Here is a 14,928-nt window from a genome sequence, read left to right on the forward strand (position 1 = left end):
AAAATTGTTCTTGAAAACAAAATAAACTAACCAATAAATTTTAACCATTAACTATTGACAAAAAACACAGTTGCTGAGTTAATTTGCGAGCGCATTTTCTTCAATGCTAACAAAAACTTGGACACATCTAAGGCTTGCTTGCGGGCTGTGCATAATGGGGTTAGTCAATAGAATATTACTTAATGCCTTTTCTGTTGTTATGATGGGTTTCGAAAGTTCGATGGAATAACCTCCCTATGCACAGCACTTCCGCAATCTTCGCCAAGATGTGTTACCCAACCCGTTTGTAATGCATTTCAGAAAATCCACTCTTCAATTGTGTAGTAATTTTAGGGTGTTAATCGTGTCAGAAAGTTGAGTTAATTTCCATGGTTTATTCTAGTCTTGGTTACGAGCTTAATTAAGTGAGAGGAATAAGATTATGCCGATTTTTATTTACAAAGCCAAGAACAGGTCAGGAAGGAGAGTCAAAGGTGACTTGGATGCGCCAAGCTTGGAAATGGCAGAGATAGCTTTGAAGCGCCGGGGATATACAGATATCAAAGTAAAACCCAAGCCCAAGGATATTCTGGAAGGTACTTTTCTTGAAGGAAAGGTTACTTCCAGGGATATGGTTGTCTTTAGCCGCCAGTTTGCGACCATGATTGATTCTGGTGTTCCTATTCTCCAGGCCTTGCAGATCATGTGCGAACAGACTGATAATGATAAGCTCAGACGAAAGCTCTATGAAGTGCGCAATGATATTGAAGCTGGTTCTTCTTTGTATGAAGCCTTGAAAAAACATAGAGATGTTTTTGATGATTTGTATGTCAATATGGTTAATGCGGGCGAAGCTGGCGGTGTTTTGGATATAGTTCTTTTGCGTCTTGCCGACTATATTGAAAAAGTTGCCAAATTAAAATCTAAGGTTAAAGGGGCTATGATTTATCCGGCCGTGGTACTGTCTGTGGCTGTGGCCGTTATAGCGGTCATCCTCATTTTTGTTATTCCAACTTTTGAGAAGATGTTTGCTGACTTTGGCGGTGCCTTGCCCCTTCCGACGCAGATTGTGATAAATATGAGCCGGTTAGTAAAAAGCAACTTTTTTTACCTATTGGGAGGAATAATTGTTTTAATTGTCGCGTTCAGGTTTTTTTACCGCTGGGAGCGGGGTAGAATTATAGTGGATACCTGGATTTTATTTGTTCCTATTATCGGGCCACTTTTACGCAAAGTTGCTGTGGCCAAGTTTAGCCGGACTTTGAGCACCATGGTTTCTAGTGGGGTCCCGATTTTGAATGCCCTGGACATAGTTTCCAAGACTTCGGGAAATAAGTGTGTAGAACTGGGAGTTAAGCAGGCCAAAAAAAGCATTGCTGAAGGACAAACCCTGGCTGAACCTCTGGATGAAACAGGAGTTTTCCCTCCTATGGTTATCCACATGATATCTATTGGAGAATCCACGGGTGCCTTAGATACCATGTTGGAAAAGGTTGCGGATTTTTATGATGACGAGGTAGATGTGGCGGTGGAGACTTTGACCTCTTTAATTGAGCCGTTTATGATTGTTTTTCTAGGACTTGTTGTTGGGGGCCTGGTGATCAGTATGTATCTACCGATTTTCAAAATCGCGGAGACAGTGATGTGACAGGAAGCTGGGAAGTCAGCAAGATGGGAAGAATGTGGGAGTAAATACATGGATTTACCCTGTTATATGGGGAGAAGAGAACTTGTAATTCATATTAAACTAAATTAAACTGTTATAACCAATTCAACCGGTTAGATATTTTAAGGAGAGGAAACGTTGCGTATTAGTGAATTGATTGCTCAAAACAACCAGTTTTTTTCTCTGGAATTTTTTCCGCCTAAAGACCGGGCTGCCTGGCCCGGTTTTTTTGATCAGGTCAACAAGCTTAAAGTCTTGAATCCGCTATTTGTCTCGGTTACGTACGGAGCTGGCGGGAGTACACAAGCATATACCTTGGAGATTGTGAGCAGGCTGAAAAGAGACTATGGACTCGAGCCTATGGCACATTTGACTTGTATTGGCGCATCTGCCCAGTCCATTTCTTCCTTTTTAGACAGTCTAAATAGAGAGGGCATAAACAATGTGCTGGCCTTGAGGGGTGATCCTCCACAAGGTCAAGAGAAGTTTGTTCCCGACAGTACAGAGTTCAAGTATGCTTCTGATCTGGTTCAGTTTATCAAAAATAAATATCCACATTTTTGTTTAGGAGTTGCTGGGTATCCGGAAGGACATATAGAGGCCGGGAGTCCGGAAGAAGATTTACAATTTTTAAAACTTAAACTTGATTTAGGTGGAGATTTTGTCATAACCCAACTTTTTTTTGATAATGATCTTTATTTTGATTTTGTACGTAGAGTCAATAAGCTAGGTGTTGATAAGCCTATTATCCCGGGTATCTTACCTATTATGAACTTGAAAGTAATCAAACGTATTGTCTCATTATGTGGAGCAACAATTCCCAAAGATTATCTGCAAGCCTTGGAAGAGGCTCAGGAAAAGCATGGTGATGCAGGAGTCAAATCTCTTGGTATTGAATATGCGCGTGAACAAGTTAAAGATCTCTTGCAACGTGGTGCACCAGGGGTACACCTGTACACCTTGAACAAAGCAGAAGCTTGTTTGCAGATAGTTTCATCGGTCTAATCTTTAATGAGTCTGTGGCCAAACCTTACTTAAGAGGACAATTTTTCATAATTTTTTTTCATCCTGGCAGTCAAAATGGGTGTTGGTCACAGACTCTAATATGTAGCAGAGCACAGAATTTTGTGCCCTTACTTTGAGTTGTGAGTTGGTTATATCACTCGAACATTCCCTCAATTAAAATTTTAAATTCGGAGGATAAAGATGGCCAAGAATCCTGTAGTCGCTGTTGTTGGTGCAACTGGTGCAGTGGGAAGGGAAATGCTCAAAACTTTAGAGCAAAGAGATTTTCCGGCTAGTGAAGTCCGGGCCTTTGCCTCGGCCAGATCAGCAGGAAAAAGAGTGCCTTTTAAAGGGCAGGACCTGATAGTAGAAGAACTGACGGAGGATTCTTTTAAGGGTATTGATTTGGCCCTTTTTTCAGCAGGAGGAGGAACCTCCAAAAAGTTTGCTCCTCATGCAGTCAAGGCCGGTTGTGTTGTAGTAGATAATTCTAGTGCTTGGCGCATGGATGATGAAGTTCCCCTTGTGGTTCCGGAGGTTAATCCCGAAGATTTAAACTGGCATAAAGGGATTATTGCCAACCCAAATTGTTCGACCATTCAAATGGTTGTGGTTTTAAAGCCTCTCCATGATGTGGGCAAAATTAAAAGAGTGGTAGTGTCCACATATCAAGCAGTTTCTGGTACCGGCCAAAAAGCCATAGAAGAATTGGAGAAGCAAGTACGCCAGATTTTTAATATGCAGGAAGTGGAGAAAAAAGTTTATCCTTATCAGATTGCTTTTAATTGTTTGCCTCATATTGATGTGTTTTTAGACAATGACTATACAAAAGAAGAGATGAAGATGGTCAATGAGACCCAAAAAATCATGGGCGATCCCAATATTAAAGTGACGGCCACTGCTGTGCGTGTCCCTGTTTTTTATGGACATAGTGAGTCCGTAAATATTGAAACAGAAAAAAAGATCACAGCCAAAGAGGCACGGGCCATTTTAAGTCAGGCTCCGGGAATCAAAGTTTTAGATAACCCCAAGGAAAATATCTATCCTCTGGCTATTTTTGCTGCAGGAGAAGATGATACCTTTGTTGGCCGAATCCGCGAGGATGAGACCATTGAATGTGGTTTGAACATGTGGATTGTGGCTGATAATATCCGCAAAGGAGCTGCCTTAAATGCAGTTCAGATAGCTGAACTTTTACTGATTAAAGATTTGGTGCGTGTTCAATCGTAAATTTACTTGCAAAAAATATAAAAGAGTCACGTGATAAGCACGTTACCCAAAGTGAAGAGATAGAAATCTTACTCTTCGCTCCGCCAAAATGCGGGGCGAAGGGTTTATATAATCAACGACTAAAACTAGACACTGAAAACTATAATTTTTTTAGAGGTAAAAGTGGTTAAGATTGTTGACGCCAAAGAGTATGTGGAGAAAATTTTAAGTCAGCACCGGCCCGGTGAGGAAAATTACCTGGCTTTTTATGAACATAGATTGGGGGTGATTTGTAAGGAGCCAAAACTGCTTCTGATCCCTTTAGATGATCATCTGGTGCATAGAGGGGATGGTGTTTTTGAGACTCTAAAATTTGTGCACCGGAAAATTTATCTTTTAGATGCTCATCTGGAAAGAATGGCCAAGTCATGCAAGGCTATATTCATCAATCCCCCTTGTTCTTTTGACCAAATAAAAGATTTGATTATTGAGGTGGCCAGGGCGTCTGGAGTTGATAACGGTATTTTGAGCCTCTTTATTGGCCGTGGGCCGGGCGGTTTTACTACTGATTTTCGCGAATGTCCTCAGTCCAGTTTATATATTGTAGCTAGAAGGCTTCCGGAAAAACCCGAGTCTTTTTGGGAGAAGGGAGTGACGGCTTTTAAGTCAAAGACTCCAGCCAAACAATGTTATATGGCCAGGATTAAGACAGTAGATTATCTGCCTAATGTGTTAATGAAAATGGAAGCCATCGAAAAAGGGTATGATTTTCCCTTATGTTTTGATGAACAAGGATTTTTGGCTGAAGGGGCTACAGAAAATGTTGTCATTGTGAACGAGAAAGGGACTCTTGTTATTCCTGAAATGAACAATGCTCTGCCCGGGACAACGTTAATGCGGGCCTTAGATCTGATCAAAAATGAAGTTGATTTTGTGTTCCGCCCCATTAAAGAGGAGGAAATTTATGAGGCCCGGGAAGTCATCTTGCTTGGGACAACGATCGATGCTTTGAGCATAGTTAGATACAATGACAAACCTATTCACGATGTAAGGCCTGGTCCGGTAAGTAAAAGACTAAGGGAGTTGTTACAAAAGGATCTTTGGGAAAATGGAGTAGAGTTTTAAGAAATCGATGAATGTGTTACATCTGGACCTGGGGCTTGAATTTCGGGGAGGCCAGCGTCAGGTATTATATTTAGCTTGTTTTCAGAAGCAGAGGACGCAGGTTCGTCCTTATCTAGCCTGTCCGGCAAAATCTCCACTTAAAATCAAAGCTTCAGAGCTAGGAATAGAAATATTACCTCTTCCTTCCAGACAGGAGTTTGATCCACTGAATTGGATCAAACTCCTGTCTTTTTTAAAAAGAAAGAATATCAATATAATCCACACTCATGACGCCAGGTCAGCAGGGCTTGGAGCCATTGTGCACCGTTTTTTTGCCCATCATGTGAATTTGATTCATACTAGACGGGTATCTTATCCTCTGCACAATTTTTGGAGTGTAAAAAAATATGTTTGGGCCGAGATTGTAGTTGGTGTAAGCAGGGAAATTGCTAACGTTATGGAAGGATATGGTATTTCTCCTGATAAACTGGAAGTCATCCACAGTGCTATTGATACTTCTTTGTATTCGGTCAGAAAAAATAGGACGAAAGATAAAATTAATATTGGTCTTATTGGCGCTTTAACTGAGCAAAAAGGACATGATGTCTTCTTTCATGCTCTTAAAGAATTGAATTCCTGGCCTTTCAATTTTGTCGCTCAGATTGCTGGAGTTGGTCCCTTAAAAGATAGGTTAGAATTTATGGTTAAGGAGTTGGATTTAACTGAGAAAGTAAATTTTCTGGGTTATAAGGAAAGCAGAGAACTACTCCCTGAGCTGGATATACTCGTTGTGCCTTCAATTTCCGGAGAAGGCAGTAGTGCAGTGATTAAAGAAGGCTGGGCCACACGCGTACCAGTAGTTGTTTCTGATCTTGTTTCCAACCTAGAGCTTGTCAGGGATGGTATTAACGGATTGGTTTTTTCCAGAGATAATCCGCTAGATCTTGCCTTGTGTATGCAAAAGCTAATCAAAGATGAAGATTTGGTTCAGACTATTACAAAAAATGGTTTTCAAGAAGTAAAAAAATATAGTGTTCAGGCTATGGGTGAGAAGTATCTGGCATTGTATATGGCACAAGGTGCAGGGGGCAACTCCTAAGGCATTTGGATACTTGTACCTTGGTGCTCTCGTTCTTATGACTTGCGCTCAAAGGAGTCTGGGGTCAAACCTTGATTGAAGGGCAACTTTTCATATTTTTTTAAATCTGGTAGTCAAAATGTGGTTTGTCCAAAGATTATAAATAGGGGAAGAGATGGTTGAGTTTTCTTTTATTCATGCTGCGGATTTGCATTTGGACGCACCGTTTAAGGGAATATACGGTCAAGATGAAAATATAGCCCAATTGCTTACTCAGGCGACCTTTAAGGCTTATGATGCTTTGATTGATTTGTGTCTTGAGGAAGAAGTTGATTTTCTTTTAATCGCCGGTGACGTGTATAATTCACAGGTGCGTAGTCTAAAAGGGCAGTTGAAGTTTCTGGAGGGAGTAAAGAGGTTATCTGAGCAGAATGTACAGGTTTTTGTTGTCCATGGAAATCACGATCCGCTAGGAACAAAATCTCTGGCCATTACCTGGCCGGAGAATATTTATTTTTTTCCCGCTGATAGAGTGGTTTGGGAGAAGGCAAGAAATAGGCAGGGAAGGCCCGTAGCCCTGGTGGGCGGAGTCAGTCATGATTCGCCCAAAGAACAGCGCAACCTGGCCAGGCAATTTGACCCCCCGCGTTCAGACTTTTTTAAAATAGGGCTGTTACATACTAACGTAGGTGACTTGGCCCCTAAAGCCCCTTATGCCCCCTGTCAATTAAAGGACCTTCTATCTAAAGATGTAGGTTATTGGGCCCTGGGTCATATTCACGATCGAAGAATTATGCACCAAGACCCTTATGTAGTGTATTCGGGAAATATTCAGGGACTGCATATCAATGAGTCAGGTCAACGAGGATGTTACCTGGTTCGGGTTTTTGAAACCGGTGGCCTGGAGCTGGAGTTTAAGTCTTTGGAAAATGTCCTCTGGCAAACTATCGAGGTTGATGTTCAAGGCGTTTCTTCATTGAGTCATCTTCAAGAGACAATTCTTAACGAATGCTTAAAGCCTGCTGTTAATAAATCTGTTGTTTGCCGGATCAAACTGTCCGGAAGAACTCCTTTGAGCAAAGAGTTAAACAGAGACGATCTTCTGGAAGATATGTTAAACTTTGTTCGGGAGAATTTAAGTGGAGTAGAACCATTTATCTGGGTCAAGGATATTTTTGTTGATTGTAGGTTGGACGTTGACTTTAATAGCGTTAAACAGGGTGAAGGGTTACTTGCGGAAATAATTAGAATTAGTGAGGAATTTAAACAGGAACCAGAGAGAGTGAACTCTGTTTTAAAAGAACTTTTAACTCATCATAAAATTAGAAAAATAGTACCAGAGTTATCTTCTTCAGAAGGCCAACAGCTGATCCGTCAAGCCAGGCTTCTGTGCTGGGATGGTTTGGAAGATAATAGAAAATAAGCATGACCCCTAATTAAAGATAAAAGCAGGGAAGTATTGACCATATTCGTTATTTGTGTCGAACAAATAGAGCCAATAAAAGAGCCTCTTTTTTCAGTATCATTAACCTCTCATCTCTAATACCTTTCATTTTCTAAACCCTTTAATTTAGCTCTATTCATTTGGAATCTTTAAATATAGTAATTTTTGGGAGTAGTTATGCCTGCTCGTACCTCCTCATTGCCTGCTATTATCGGACTTCTGGTGGCCATGCTTCTTTGGGGGAGCTCTTTTATTGCTCTTAAGGTCGCCTTTAGTGCCTATACTCCCATGTCTGCCATTTTTGCCCGATTGTTTGTTGGCAGCCTGTTTTTTTTATCGCTTCTGCCCAAATGGAAAGATGTAAGCTATCAAAAGGGAGACTGGAAGCTCCTTTTGCTTATGGCCTTATTTGAGCCGTGTTTTTATTTCATCTTTGAAGCTCATGCCCTAAAATGTACTACAGCCTCTCAGGCCGGAATGGTTACTGCTATACTTCCTTTACTGGTCGCTATAATTGCCCGAATCGTATTAAAAGAAAAGGTAAGAAAGAAGACTATTGTTGGTTTTAGCCTGGCTATTGCTGGAGTATGTTGGCTTAGTTTGACAAGTGAAATTTCTGCCTGGGCTCCGTGTCCTATGAGGGGAAACTTTCTGGAGTTTTTGGCTATGGTTTGTGCCGCTGGCTACACTATCTGTGTGAAATATTTATCTAGAAGATACAACGCCATGTTTTTGGGTGCTATTCAGTCGTTTTTAGGGACAATTTTTTTTGCTCCTTTTTTACTTTTTTCTGCTCAAGGTATCCCAGACCATTTTCCTTTGTGGCCAACAGTATCCATTATTTATCTTGGTTGTATGGTTACATTTGTGGCTTATACCTTATACAACTACGGTGTCAGTAAAATTCCGGCCAGCCAGGCCTCAGCTTTTGTCTATTTGATCCCTGTGTTCGCCATTATGTTTGGATGGTTGATTTTGGATGAAAAATTTACCTGGCTACAGAGTCTGGGGGTGGGCTTCATCTTTTTAGGCGTGTTTTTGAGTCAGGACCGGAGGAAAAATGATGTAATTGTTAGTTAGCATAAAATCCTGGTATTCTGGCATTCAAATTTTTTTCTTTTTATCCTTATAAAAAATCTTGAGAGATAAAATGGTTAAGGTTACTAATAGTTAAGGAAAGCAGCAGAGGATAAATAGCTAATCTCAAGAATTTTTAAAGTCTAATCTTTTGATAGTTTATGGTTCAGTAATTGTCTTTTAAATTTAACCATCTTTATCTCTAAACTAAAGACAAGGGAATTCATGGATTATTTTTATATTCTTTTGGCCTTGATTGCCGGGATATTAATGCCTGTTCAGCCAGGCATCAATGCTCAACTTAGTTCATTGGTCAAAGATCCTTTTTTAGCTTCAACCATTTCTTTTGCCTTCGGTACCATTGTCCTTACTCTTTTTTGCCTTTTGGTTCGAGTTCCATGGCCATCCTGGTCAACGATCGCTTCTGCACCTTGGTGGTTATGGACCGGCGGCGCATTAGGAGCTTTTTTTGTCACTGCTACTATAATATTGGCCCCTAAAATTGGGGCCGTAACCATGTTGGCTTTACTGGTTTTGGGGCAAATGGTCGCTTCTCTGGTTTTGGACCACTTTGGGTGGTTGGGCTACCCAGTGCATCCCATAAGCTTTTGGCGGTTGGTGGGGGTTATTTTCCTCATTGTCGGTGTATTGCTTGTGCAAAAGTTTTAGTCCGCTTTTATTAGTTTAATTGGTTGAGCTCGAATTACAAGGAGAGCAATGTGACTGTCAGTCAACGCAGAATGTACCTGTTTTTACTCGTACTCACAATTACCACTGCTGCTGGATTTCAGGGTTGGAGAACCCTGTTCAATAATTTTAGTGTGGAGGTGGTCGGGATAAATGGTCAGCAGATGGGCATTTTACAAAGCATCCGGGAAATTCCAGGCTTTTTGGCTCTCCTGGTCATTTACTTGCTTTTTCTTATTAGTGAGCACAGGCTTGCTGCCCTTTCTGTCATTTTTTTGGGAGTGGGTGTTGGTTTGACCGGGCTTTTGCCTTCTTTTGCAGGACTTATTTTTACCACTTTGCTTATGTCTTTTGGGTTCCACTACTATGAAACCTTAAATCAATCCCTGACTCTGCAGTATTTCGACTACTCCACAGCTCCAATCGTATTGGGCAGGTTGCGTGCCGTATATTCCGCCACCAATATTGCTATTGGCGTGGTCATTTTTATTTTGGCCAAGTTTTTAAATTATACGCAGATGTTTATCTGTATGGGTGGACTGGTGGTTGTTGGAGGACTCTGGGCCATAATACAGGATCCGAGTGATAAGAACCTTCCAGTGCAACATAAGAAAATGATTCTCAGGTCCAGGTATTGGCTTTTTTATGCATTGACCTTTATGGCCGGTGCAAGAAGACAAATTTTTATGGCTTTTGCCGTATTTTTACTTGTTAAACGCTTTAACTTTACTGTACAGGAAGTTACGGTTTTGTTTATTATTAACAATGTACTCAATTACTTTGCCAGTCCTTTGATCGGTAAGGCCATCAATCGCTTTGGTGAGCGCAAGGTCCTGTCTCTGGAATACTTGGCTTTGATTTTTATTTTTTTGACCTACGCCTTTACAGAGAGTAAGTGGGTTGCCGGGATTATGTATATCCTGGATTTCATTTTTTTTAATTTTTCCATAGCTATTAAATCTTATTTTCAAAAAATTGCCCATCCAAAAGATATTGGCCCAAGCATGGCTGTTGGGTTCACCATTAATCATATTGTTGCGGTTATTGTTCCGGTAGTGGGTGGAATTTTGTGGATGACTGACTACCGGATTCCTTTTTTTATGGGGGCAGGCATGAGTATAGTTTCTTTGATTCTGGTGCAGTTTATAAAAAACGGCGCGATGGTTCCTTGATGAGCTTGTTTGGTTGCGTAATTGAGCGTTAGAGTAGGTAAACTAACTGAGTTCAGTAAAGTTTATTATGTTTTTTTATGTTTGAAAGATTGAACTGGTTCTTGGAGGGATACAAGATTTTGTCTCTCTATGAAAGAATAAGGGGAGGGTTGAAATGAGTTTAAAAGAGAAGATCCTTGAATTGGCAAAACAGGCAAAACAGGCCAGCAGAAAACTGGCCACTGCTTCAGGCGCGCATAAAAATGCAGCTTTGTACGCATTGTCTGAATTATTAAAGGAGAAAGAACAGGAAATTATCCAGGCCAATGAATTAGATTTGTCCGCAGCTAAAGAAAGGGGCTTGGATCAGGCCCGGATAGATAGGTTGAAGCTTACTCCCAAGATTATTGCCGGCATGGCGCAAGCCTGTGTTGAGGTGGCTGCCATGTCTGATCCCGTAGGTGAGATTGAGGAAATGAAAAAAAGACCCAATGGCTTAATGGTCGGACGGATGCGTATTCCGCTGGGAGTGGTGGCTATTATCTATGAATCCAGGCCTAATGTGACCATTGATGCTGCTATCTTATGTCTTAAAGCTGGTAATGCAGTGATTTTAAGGGGTGGTTCCGAGGCCTTTCATTCTAATCAGGTCCTTTCCCGCCTAATATCCCAGGCTTTAAAGCAGGCAGGACTGCCCGAAGAAGGTGTGGTTTTATTGCCCACGACAGATCGGGAAGCAGTTAAAATCATGCTCAAACTGGATGAGTTTATAGATGTGGTTATTCCGCGTGGAGGAGAAGGGCTTATCCGGGCGGTTGTCGAGCAGGCGACCATGCCTGTGCTCAAGCATTACAAAGGTGTTTGTCATATCTATGTGCACAAAGATGCAGATGTAAACGCTGCTCTGGATATTGTCTTTAATGCCAAGGTGCAGCGGCCGGGAGTGTGTAACGCCCTGGAATGTTTGCTGGTACATAAAGAAATCGCGGAAGAGTTTTTGCCTTTGGTTGCTCAGAAACTAGGTTCGGCAGGCGTCAAATTTCATGCTTGTCCGGTAGCCATGAGTCATTTTTCAGAAAATGTAGTCCCGGCTACGGAAGATGATTGGGGCCAGGAGTACTTGTCTCTGGATCTGGCAGTGAAAGTGGTTAACTCGCAGGATGAAGCCCAGGAACATATTGCTCGCTATGGCTCAAATCATTCTGAAGCCATTTTGACCAGAGATTATCAGCGGGCCTTGAAATTTATCCAGGAAGTGGATGCGTCTGCGGTTTTGGTTAATGCATCTACCAGGTTTAATGATGGAGGACAGTTCGGCCTGGGAGCTGAAATTGGCATCTCCACGTCCAAGCTACATGCTTATGGTCCTATGGGCATTAAAGAATTAACCAGCACTAAATTTGTGGTTTTTGGACAGGGACAAGTGCGAGAATAATGACAAGGTCCTAGTTTATTATGCATAGTACCAACGTATTGTCCAATCGTTTTCTGCGCTGGAAAGTTAAGTACGGATTTTTTCTTCCCCTGATTTTGGGGACAATATCCTTATTCTCTGTCTTTTTATTGGGAATCATCATTTATTACTATGTTGAGGGATGGACTCTTCTGGAAAGCTTTTATCAGGTAGTGATCACCTTATCAACTGTTGGTTTTCTGGAGGTCCATCCTTTAAGTCCCAGGGGGCGTTTGCTTACTTCTATTCTCATTTTAATGGGTGTGGGTAACTTTGCTTACTTGGTCGGTACATTTACCCAGATACTTGTGGAGGGGCGGCTCCAGGCTTTATGGGGGAAGCGAAAGGTGCAAAAAATTATCGATAATCTGGAAGGTCATTTTATAGTTTGTGGTTATGGTCGTATTGGCAGTGTTGTGGCCAAGGAAATCTTAAAAGAGGGTTTGCCATTAGTGGTAATTGAAGAAGACGAACAGATTGCTCATGAGCTGGAGATGGAAGGGATTTTACATGTTCATGGGGATGCTACCTCAGATCAAGTGTTGCTTTCAGCAAATCTGAAAAAGGCCAAGGTTTTGATCACAACTTTAAGCAAAGAAGCTCAAAATGTTTATGTGACGCTGACGGCCAGGCAATTAAGGCCGGATTTGCAGATTATCGCTCGGGCCGAACACGAGGACTCAATCAAAAAACTTCAATTTGCCGGGGCTGACCGCGTTCTTACTCCCTATATTATTGGGGGAATGCGCATGGCTCAGGTAGCTTTACGTCCAACAGTGATTGATTTTTTAGAGCTGGCACTGCTGGAGCAAGATCTTGATTTGCAGTTGGAAGAACTTGAGATAAGCGAGTCTTCTGAATTGGTGGGAAAAGACCTTATACAATCCGAGATCAGGCCTAGATTTAACCTGATTGTTATCGCCATTAAAAAGGCCTCGGGAGATATGATTTATAATCCTGTGCCCAAAACCGTTCTTGAGGCCGGGGATACTTTGGTGGCTGTGGGTAAAAAGGATAGTTTCAAAAAATTGCAGGAGATCCTCTAACGATGACTGTACCCTTGGAAATTGTGGAAAAGGTCAAAAAGTTACGTCAGGAGATCAACTATCACGATTACCGCTACTATGTTTTAGATGATCCTGTCATTTCTGACCCGGAGTATGATAAGTTATTTGCCGAGCTAAAAGAGTTAGAAGCGGCATATCCGGAACTTGATGACCCCAACTCACCGACCAAAAAGGTTGGGGGAACTCCTCTGACAAGTTTTGCCACCAGGCAGCATTCAGTGCGTATGTACAGCCTGGATAATGCTTTTTCCCTTGAAGAATGGCGGGAGTTTGTACAGAAGATAAAAAGACTTGCGCCCGGTGTTGAGCCTAGTTTCTGGGCTGAGCCCAAAATGGATGGTCTGGCTGTAGAGGTAATTTACGAGAAAGGGCAATTCGTGGCAGCTGCCACGCGTGGTGACGGGTTGGTAGGCGAGGACATTACAGCTAATATGCGGACGATAAAGAATCTACCTTTAACCCTCTTGAGCGAAGATTGTCCCACATACCTGGAAGTGAGAGGTGAGGTAATTATCTCAAAAAAAGATTTTGAGAAGCTAAATGCAGAGCAGTTAAAAAAAGGAGAGAAGGCTTTTGCCAACCCTAGAAACGCGGCCTCTGGTTCTCTGCGACAGCTTGATCCAAAAATTACAGCCAAGAGACCATTAAAGTTTTTTGCCTACGGCCTTGGCTTAATACGTTGGAAAAGTGAACCTAAATGGACAACGCAGGAGGAAGTTGTTGCTGGCCTCAAGTCTCTTGGTCTTGCCACTGTCCCGGAAGGAAAATTCTGTCCCGGGCCTGAGGATGTGGCCCGATATTATAGGAGTATGCTGGAGAAAAGGTATAGACTACCTTTTGAAATAGACGGGATTGTAGTCAAGGTAAATGATCTGCATTTGCAGGAAAAGCTAGGTGCTACTTCCAGGGCTCCTCGGTGGGCTCTGGCCTTAAAGTTTCCAGCGCACCAGGGGCAGACTAAACTTCTGGATATCACGGTACAGGTGGGCCGGACCGGTGTGTTGACTCCCGTGGCAATTTTGGAGCCAGTCACGTTAAGTGGTGCTGTTGTCTCCAGGGCTACTTTGCACAATGAAAACGAAATTCGGGCTAAGGGTTTGAAAATAGGCGATACGGTTGTCGTGCAGAGGGCCGGAGATGTGATTCCGGAGGTGGTCAGGCCTGTTAAAGAGAAAAGAACGGGCCACGAAAAAGAATTTCACTTTCCACGTAACTGCCCGGCCTGTAATAGTCCTGTGGCCAAAATCGGTGATGAGGTGGCTTGGCGATGTTTGAATATTTCCTGCCCGGCCAAATTGGAGCAAGGTCTTATCCATTTTGTGTCCAAAAGTGGCTTGGACATTGAGGGGTTGGGCAAAAAATGGGTCCAGACTTTGGTACGCAAGGGCCTTGTTAAATCTCCCGTTGATTTATTCAGGTTAAAAAAAGAAGACCTCTTGCCTCTGGAACGTATGGGAGATAAACTGGCGGAGAATATGCTCCGATCCATTGAGCTTGCCAAAAAAAAGGCCAGTTTGAAGAAACTCATTTCTGCTCTGGGTATCCGTTTGGTTGGTGAACAAACGGCCCGTGTCCTGGCTGAAAACTATAAGGATCTCGATGAGCTGGCTCAGGCGAGTCCGGAAGAATTGCAAACTTTACCTGACATTGGTCCTGAAGTAGCTTCGTCCATTTACAAATTTTTTCAAAATTCAGCCAACAAGAAACTTATTTCGGAGTTTAAACAAATAGGCTTGTGGCCTGAATCTGCCAAGAAGGTGACAAAACCTGGTAAACTTGAGGGTAAAAAGTTTATTTTTACAGGCGCACTAAGCTCTATGTCCAGACCTCAGGCAAAAAAAAGGGTAGAGGAACTGGGAGGCAAAGTGGTTAGTGCCATATCCAGGAATGTAGACTATGTTGTTGTTGGAGATAACCCCGGCAGCAAGTTGGGTAAGGCCAGAAACCTTGGTTTAACCATTATAAATGAGAATGAGTTTTTAGATTTGATTGATTAGTTAGCTTCTAG

12 protein-coding genes are annotated in these 14,928 nt (G+C 42.1%); all 12 read left to right on the forward strand.

Features of this window, described 5'->3' with window-relative positions; genetic code table 11:
- The first annotated feature begins 421 nt into the window (after positions 1-421).
- The 12 genes from KFV02_RS08250 to ligA all read left to right on the forward strand — a co-directional run bounded on the left by KFV02_RS08250 (position 422) and on the right by ligA (position 14,917).
- Complete coding sequence (locus KFV02_RS08250; protein ID WP_252381072.1) at positions 422-1,627, forward strand: type II secretion system F family protein; 1,206 nt, start codon at positions 422-424, stop codon at positions 1,625-1,627.
- Positions 1,628-1,783: 156 nt separating this feature from the next.
- On the forward strand, positions 1,784-2,650 hold the full coding sequence (gene metF / locus KFV02_RS08255) for a methylenetetrahydrofolate reductase [NAD(P)H] (protein WP_252381073.1): 867 nt from the start codon (positions 1,784-1,786) through the stop codon (positions 2,648-2,650).
- A gap of 201 nt (positions 2,651-2,851) precedes the next feature.
- Positions 2,852-3,880, forward strand: coding sequence for an aspartate-semialdehyde dehydrogenase (locus KFV02_RS08260; protein WP_252381074.1), 1,029 nt, complete (start codon positions 2,852-2,854; stop codon positions 3,878-3,880).
- 162 nt (positions 3,881-4,042) lie between these two features.
- Positions 4,043-4,984, forward strand: a complete 942-nt coding sequence (locus KFV02_RS08265; RefSeq protein WP_252381075.1) for an aminotransferase class IV — start codon at positions 4,043-4,045, stop codon at positions 4,982-4,984.
- Positions 4,985-4,991: 7 nt separating this feature from the next.
- On the forward strand, positions 4,992-6,062 hold the full coding sequence (locus tag KFV02_RS08270; protein ID WP_252381076.1) for a glycosyltransferase family 4 protein: 1,071 nt from the start codon (positions 4,992-4,994) through the stop codon (positions 6,060-6,062).
- A 154-nt stretch (positions 6,063-6,216) separates the two neighbouring features.
- Positions 6,217-7,464 (forward strand): metallophosphoesterase family protein, encoded by a 1,248-nt coding sequence (locus KFV02_RS08275; RefSeq protein WP_252381077.1) that lies wholly within the window; start codon positions 6,217-6,219, stop codon positions 7,462-7,464.
- 198 nt (positions 7,465-7,662) lie between these two features.
- The gene (locus KFV02_RS08280; RefSeq protein WP_252381078.1) at positions 7,663-8,565 is read left to right on the forward strand and encodes a DMT family transporter; all 903 of its coding nucleotides are present in this window, start codon (positions 7,663-7,665) and stop codon (positions 8,563-8,565) included.
- Between the two features lie 222 nt (positions 8,566-8,787).
- Positions 8,788-9,231 (forward strand): DMT family transporter, encoded by a 444-nt coding sequence (locus tag KFV02_RS08285; protein WP_252381079.1) that lies wholly within the window; start codon positions 8,788-8,790, stop codon positions 9,229-9,231.
- 71 nt (positions 9,232-9,302) lie between these two features.
- Positions 9,303-10,421 (forward strand): MFS transporter, encoded by a 1,119-nt coding sequence (locus tag KFV02_RS08290; protein WP_252381111.1) that lies wholly within the window; start codon positions 9,303-9,305, stop codon positions 10,419-10,421.
- A gap of 154 nt (positions 10,422-10,575) precedes the next feature.
- Positions 10,576-11,835, forward strand: a complete 1,260-nt coding sequence (locus KFV02_RS08295) for a glutamate-5-semialdehyde dehydrogenase (protein WP_252381080.1) — start codon at positions 10,576-10,578, stop codon at positions 11,833-11,835.
- Positions 11,836-11,855: 20 nt separating this feature from the next.
- Positions 11,856-12,899, forward strand: coding sequence for a potassium channel family protein (locus KFV02_RS08300; RefSeq protein WP_252381081.1), 1,044 nt, complete (start codon positions 11,856-11,858; stop codon positions 12,897-12,899).
- A gap of 2 nt (positions 12,900-12,901) precedes the next feature.
- Positions 12,902-14,917 (forward strand): NAD-dependent DNA ligase LigA, encoded by a 2,016-nt coding sequence (gene ligA / locus KFV02_RS08305; RefSeq protein WP_252381082.1) that lies wholly within the window; start codon positions 12,902-12,904, stop codon positions 14,915-14,917.
- The last annotated feature ends 11 nt before the right edge of the window (positions 14,918-14,928 follow it).

It is taken from the genome of Desulfovulcanus ferrireducens, from assembly GCF_018704065.1.
Lineage (GTDB): Bacteria > Desulfobacterota > Desulfovibrionia > Desulfovibrionales > Desulfonatronovibrionaceae > Desulfovulcanus > Desulfovulcanus ferrireducens.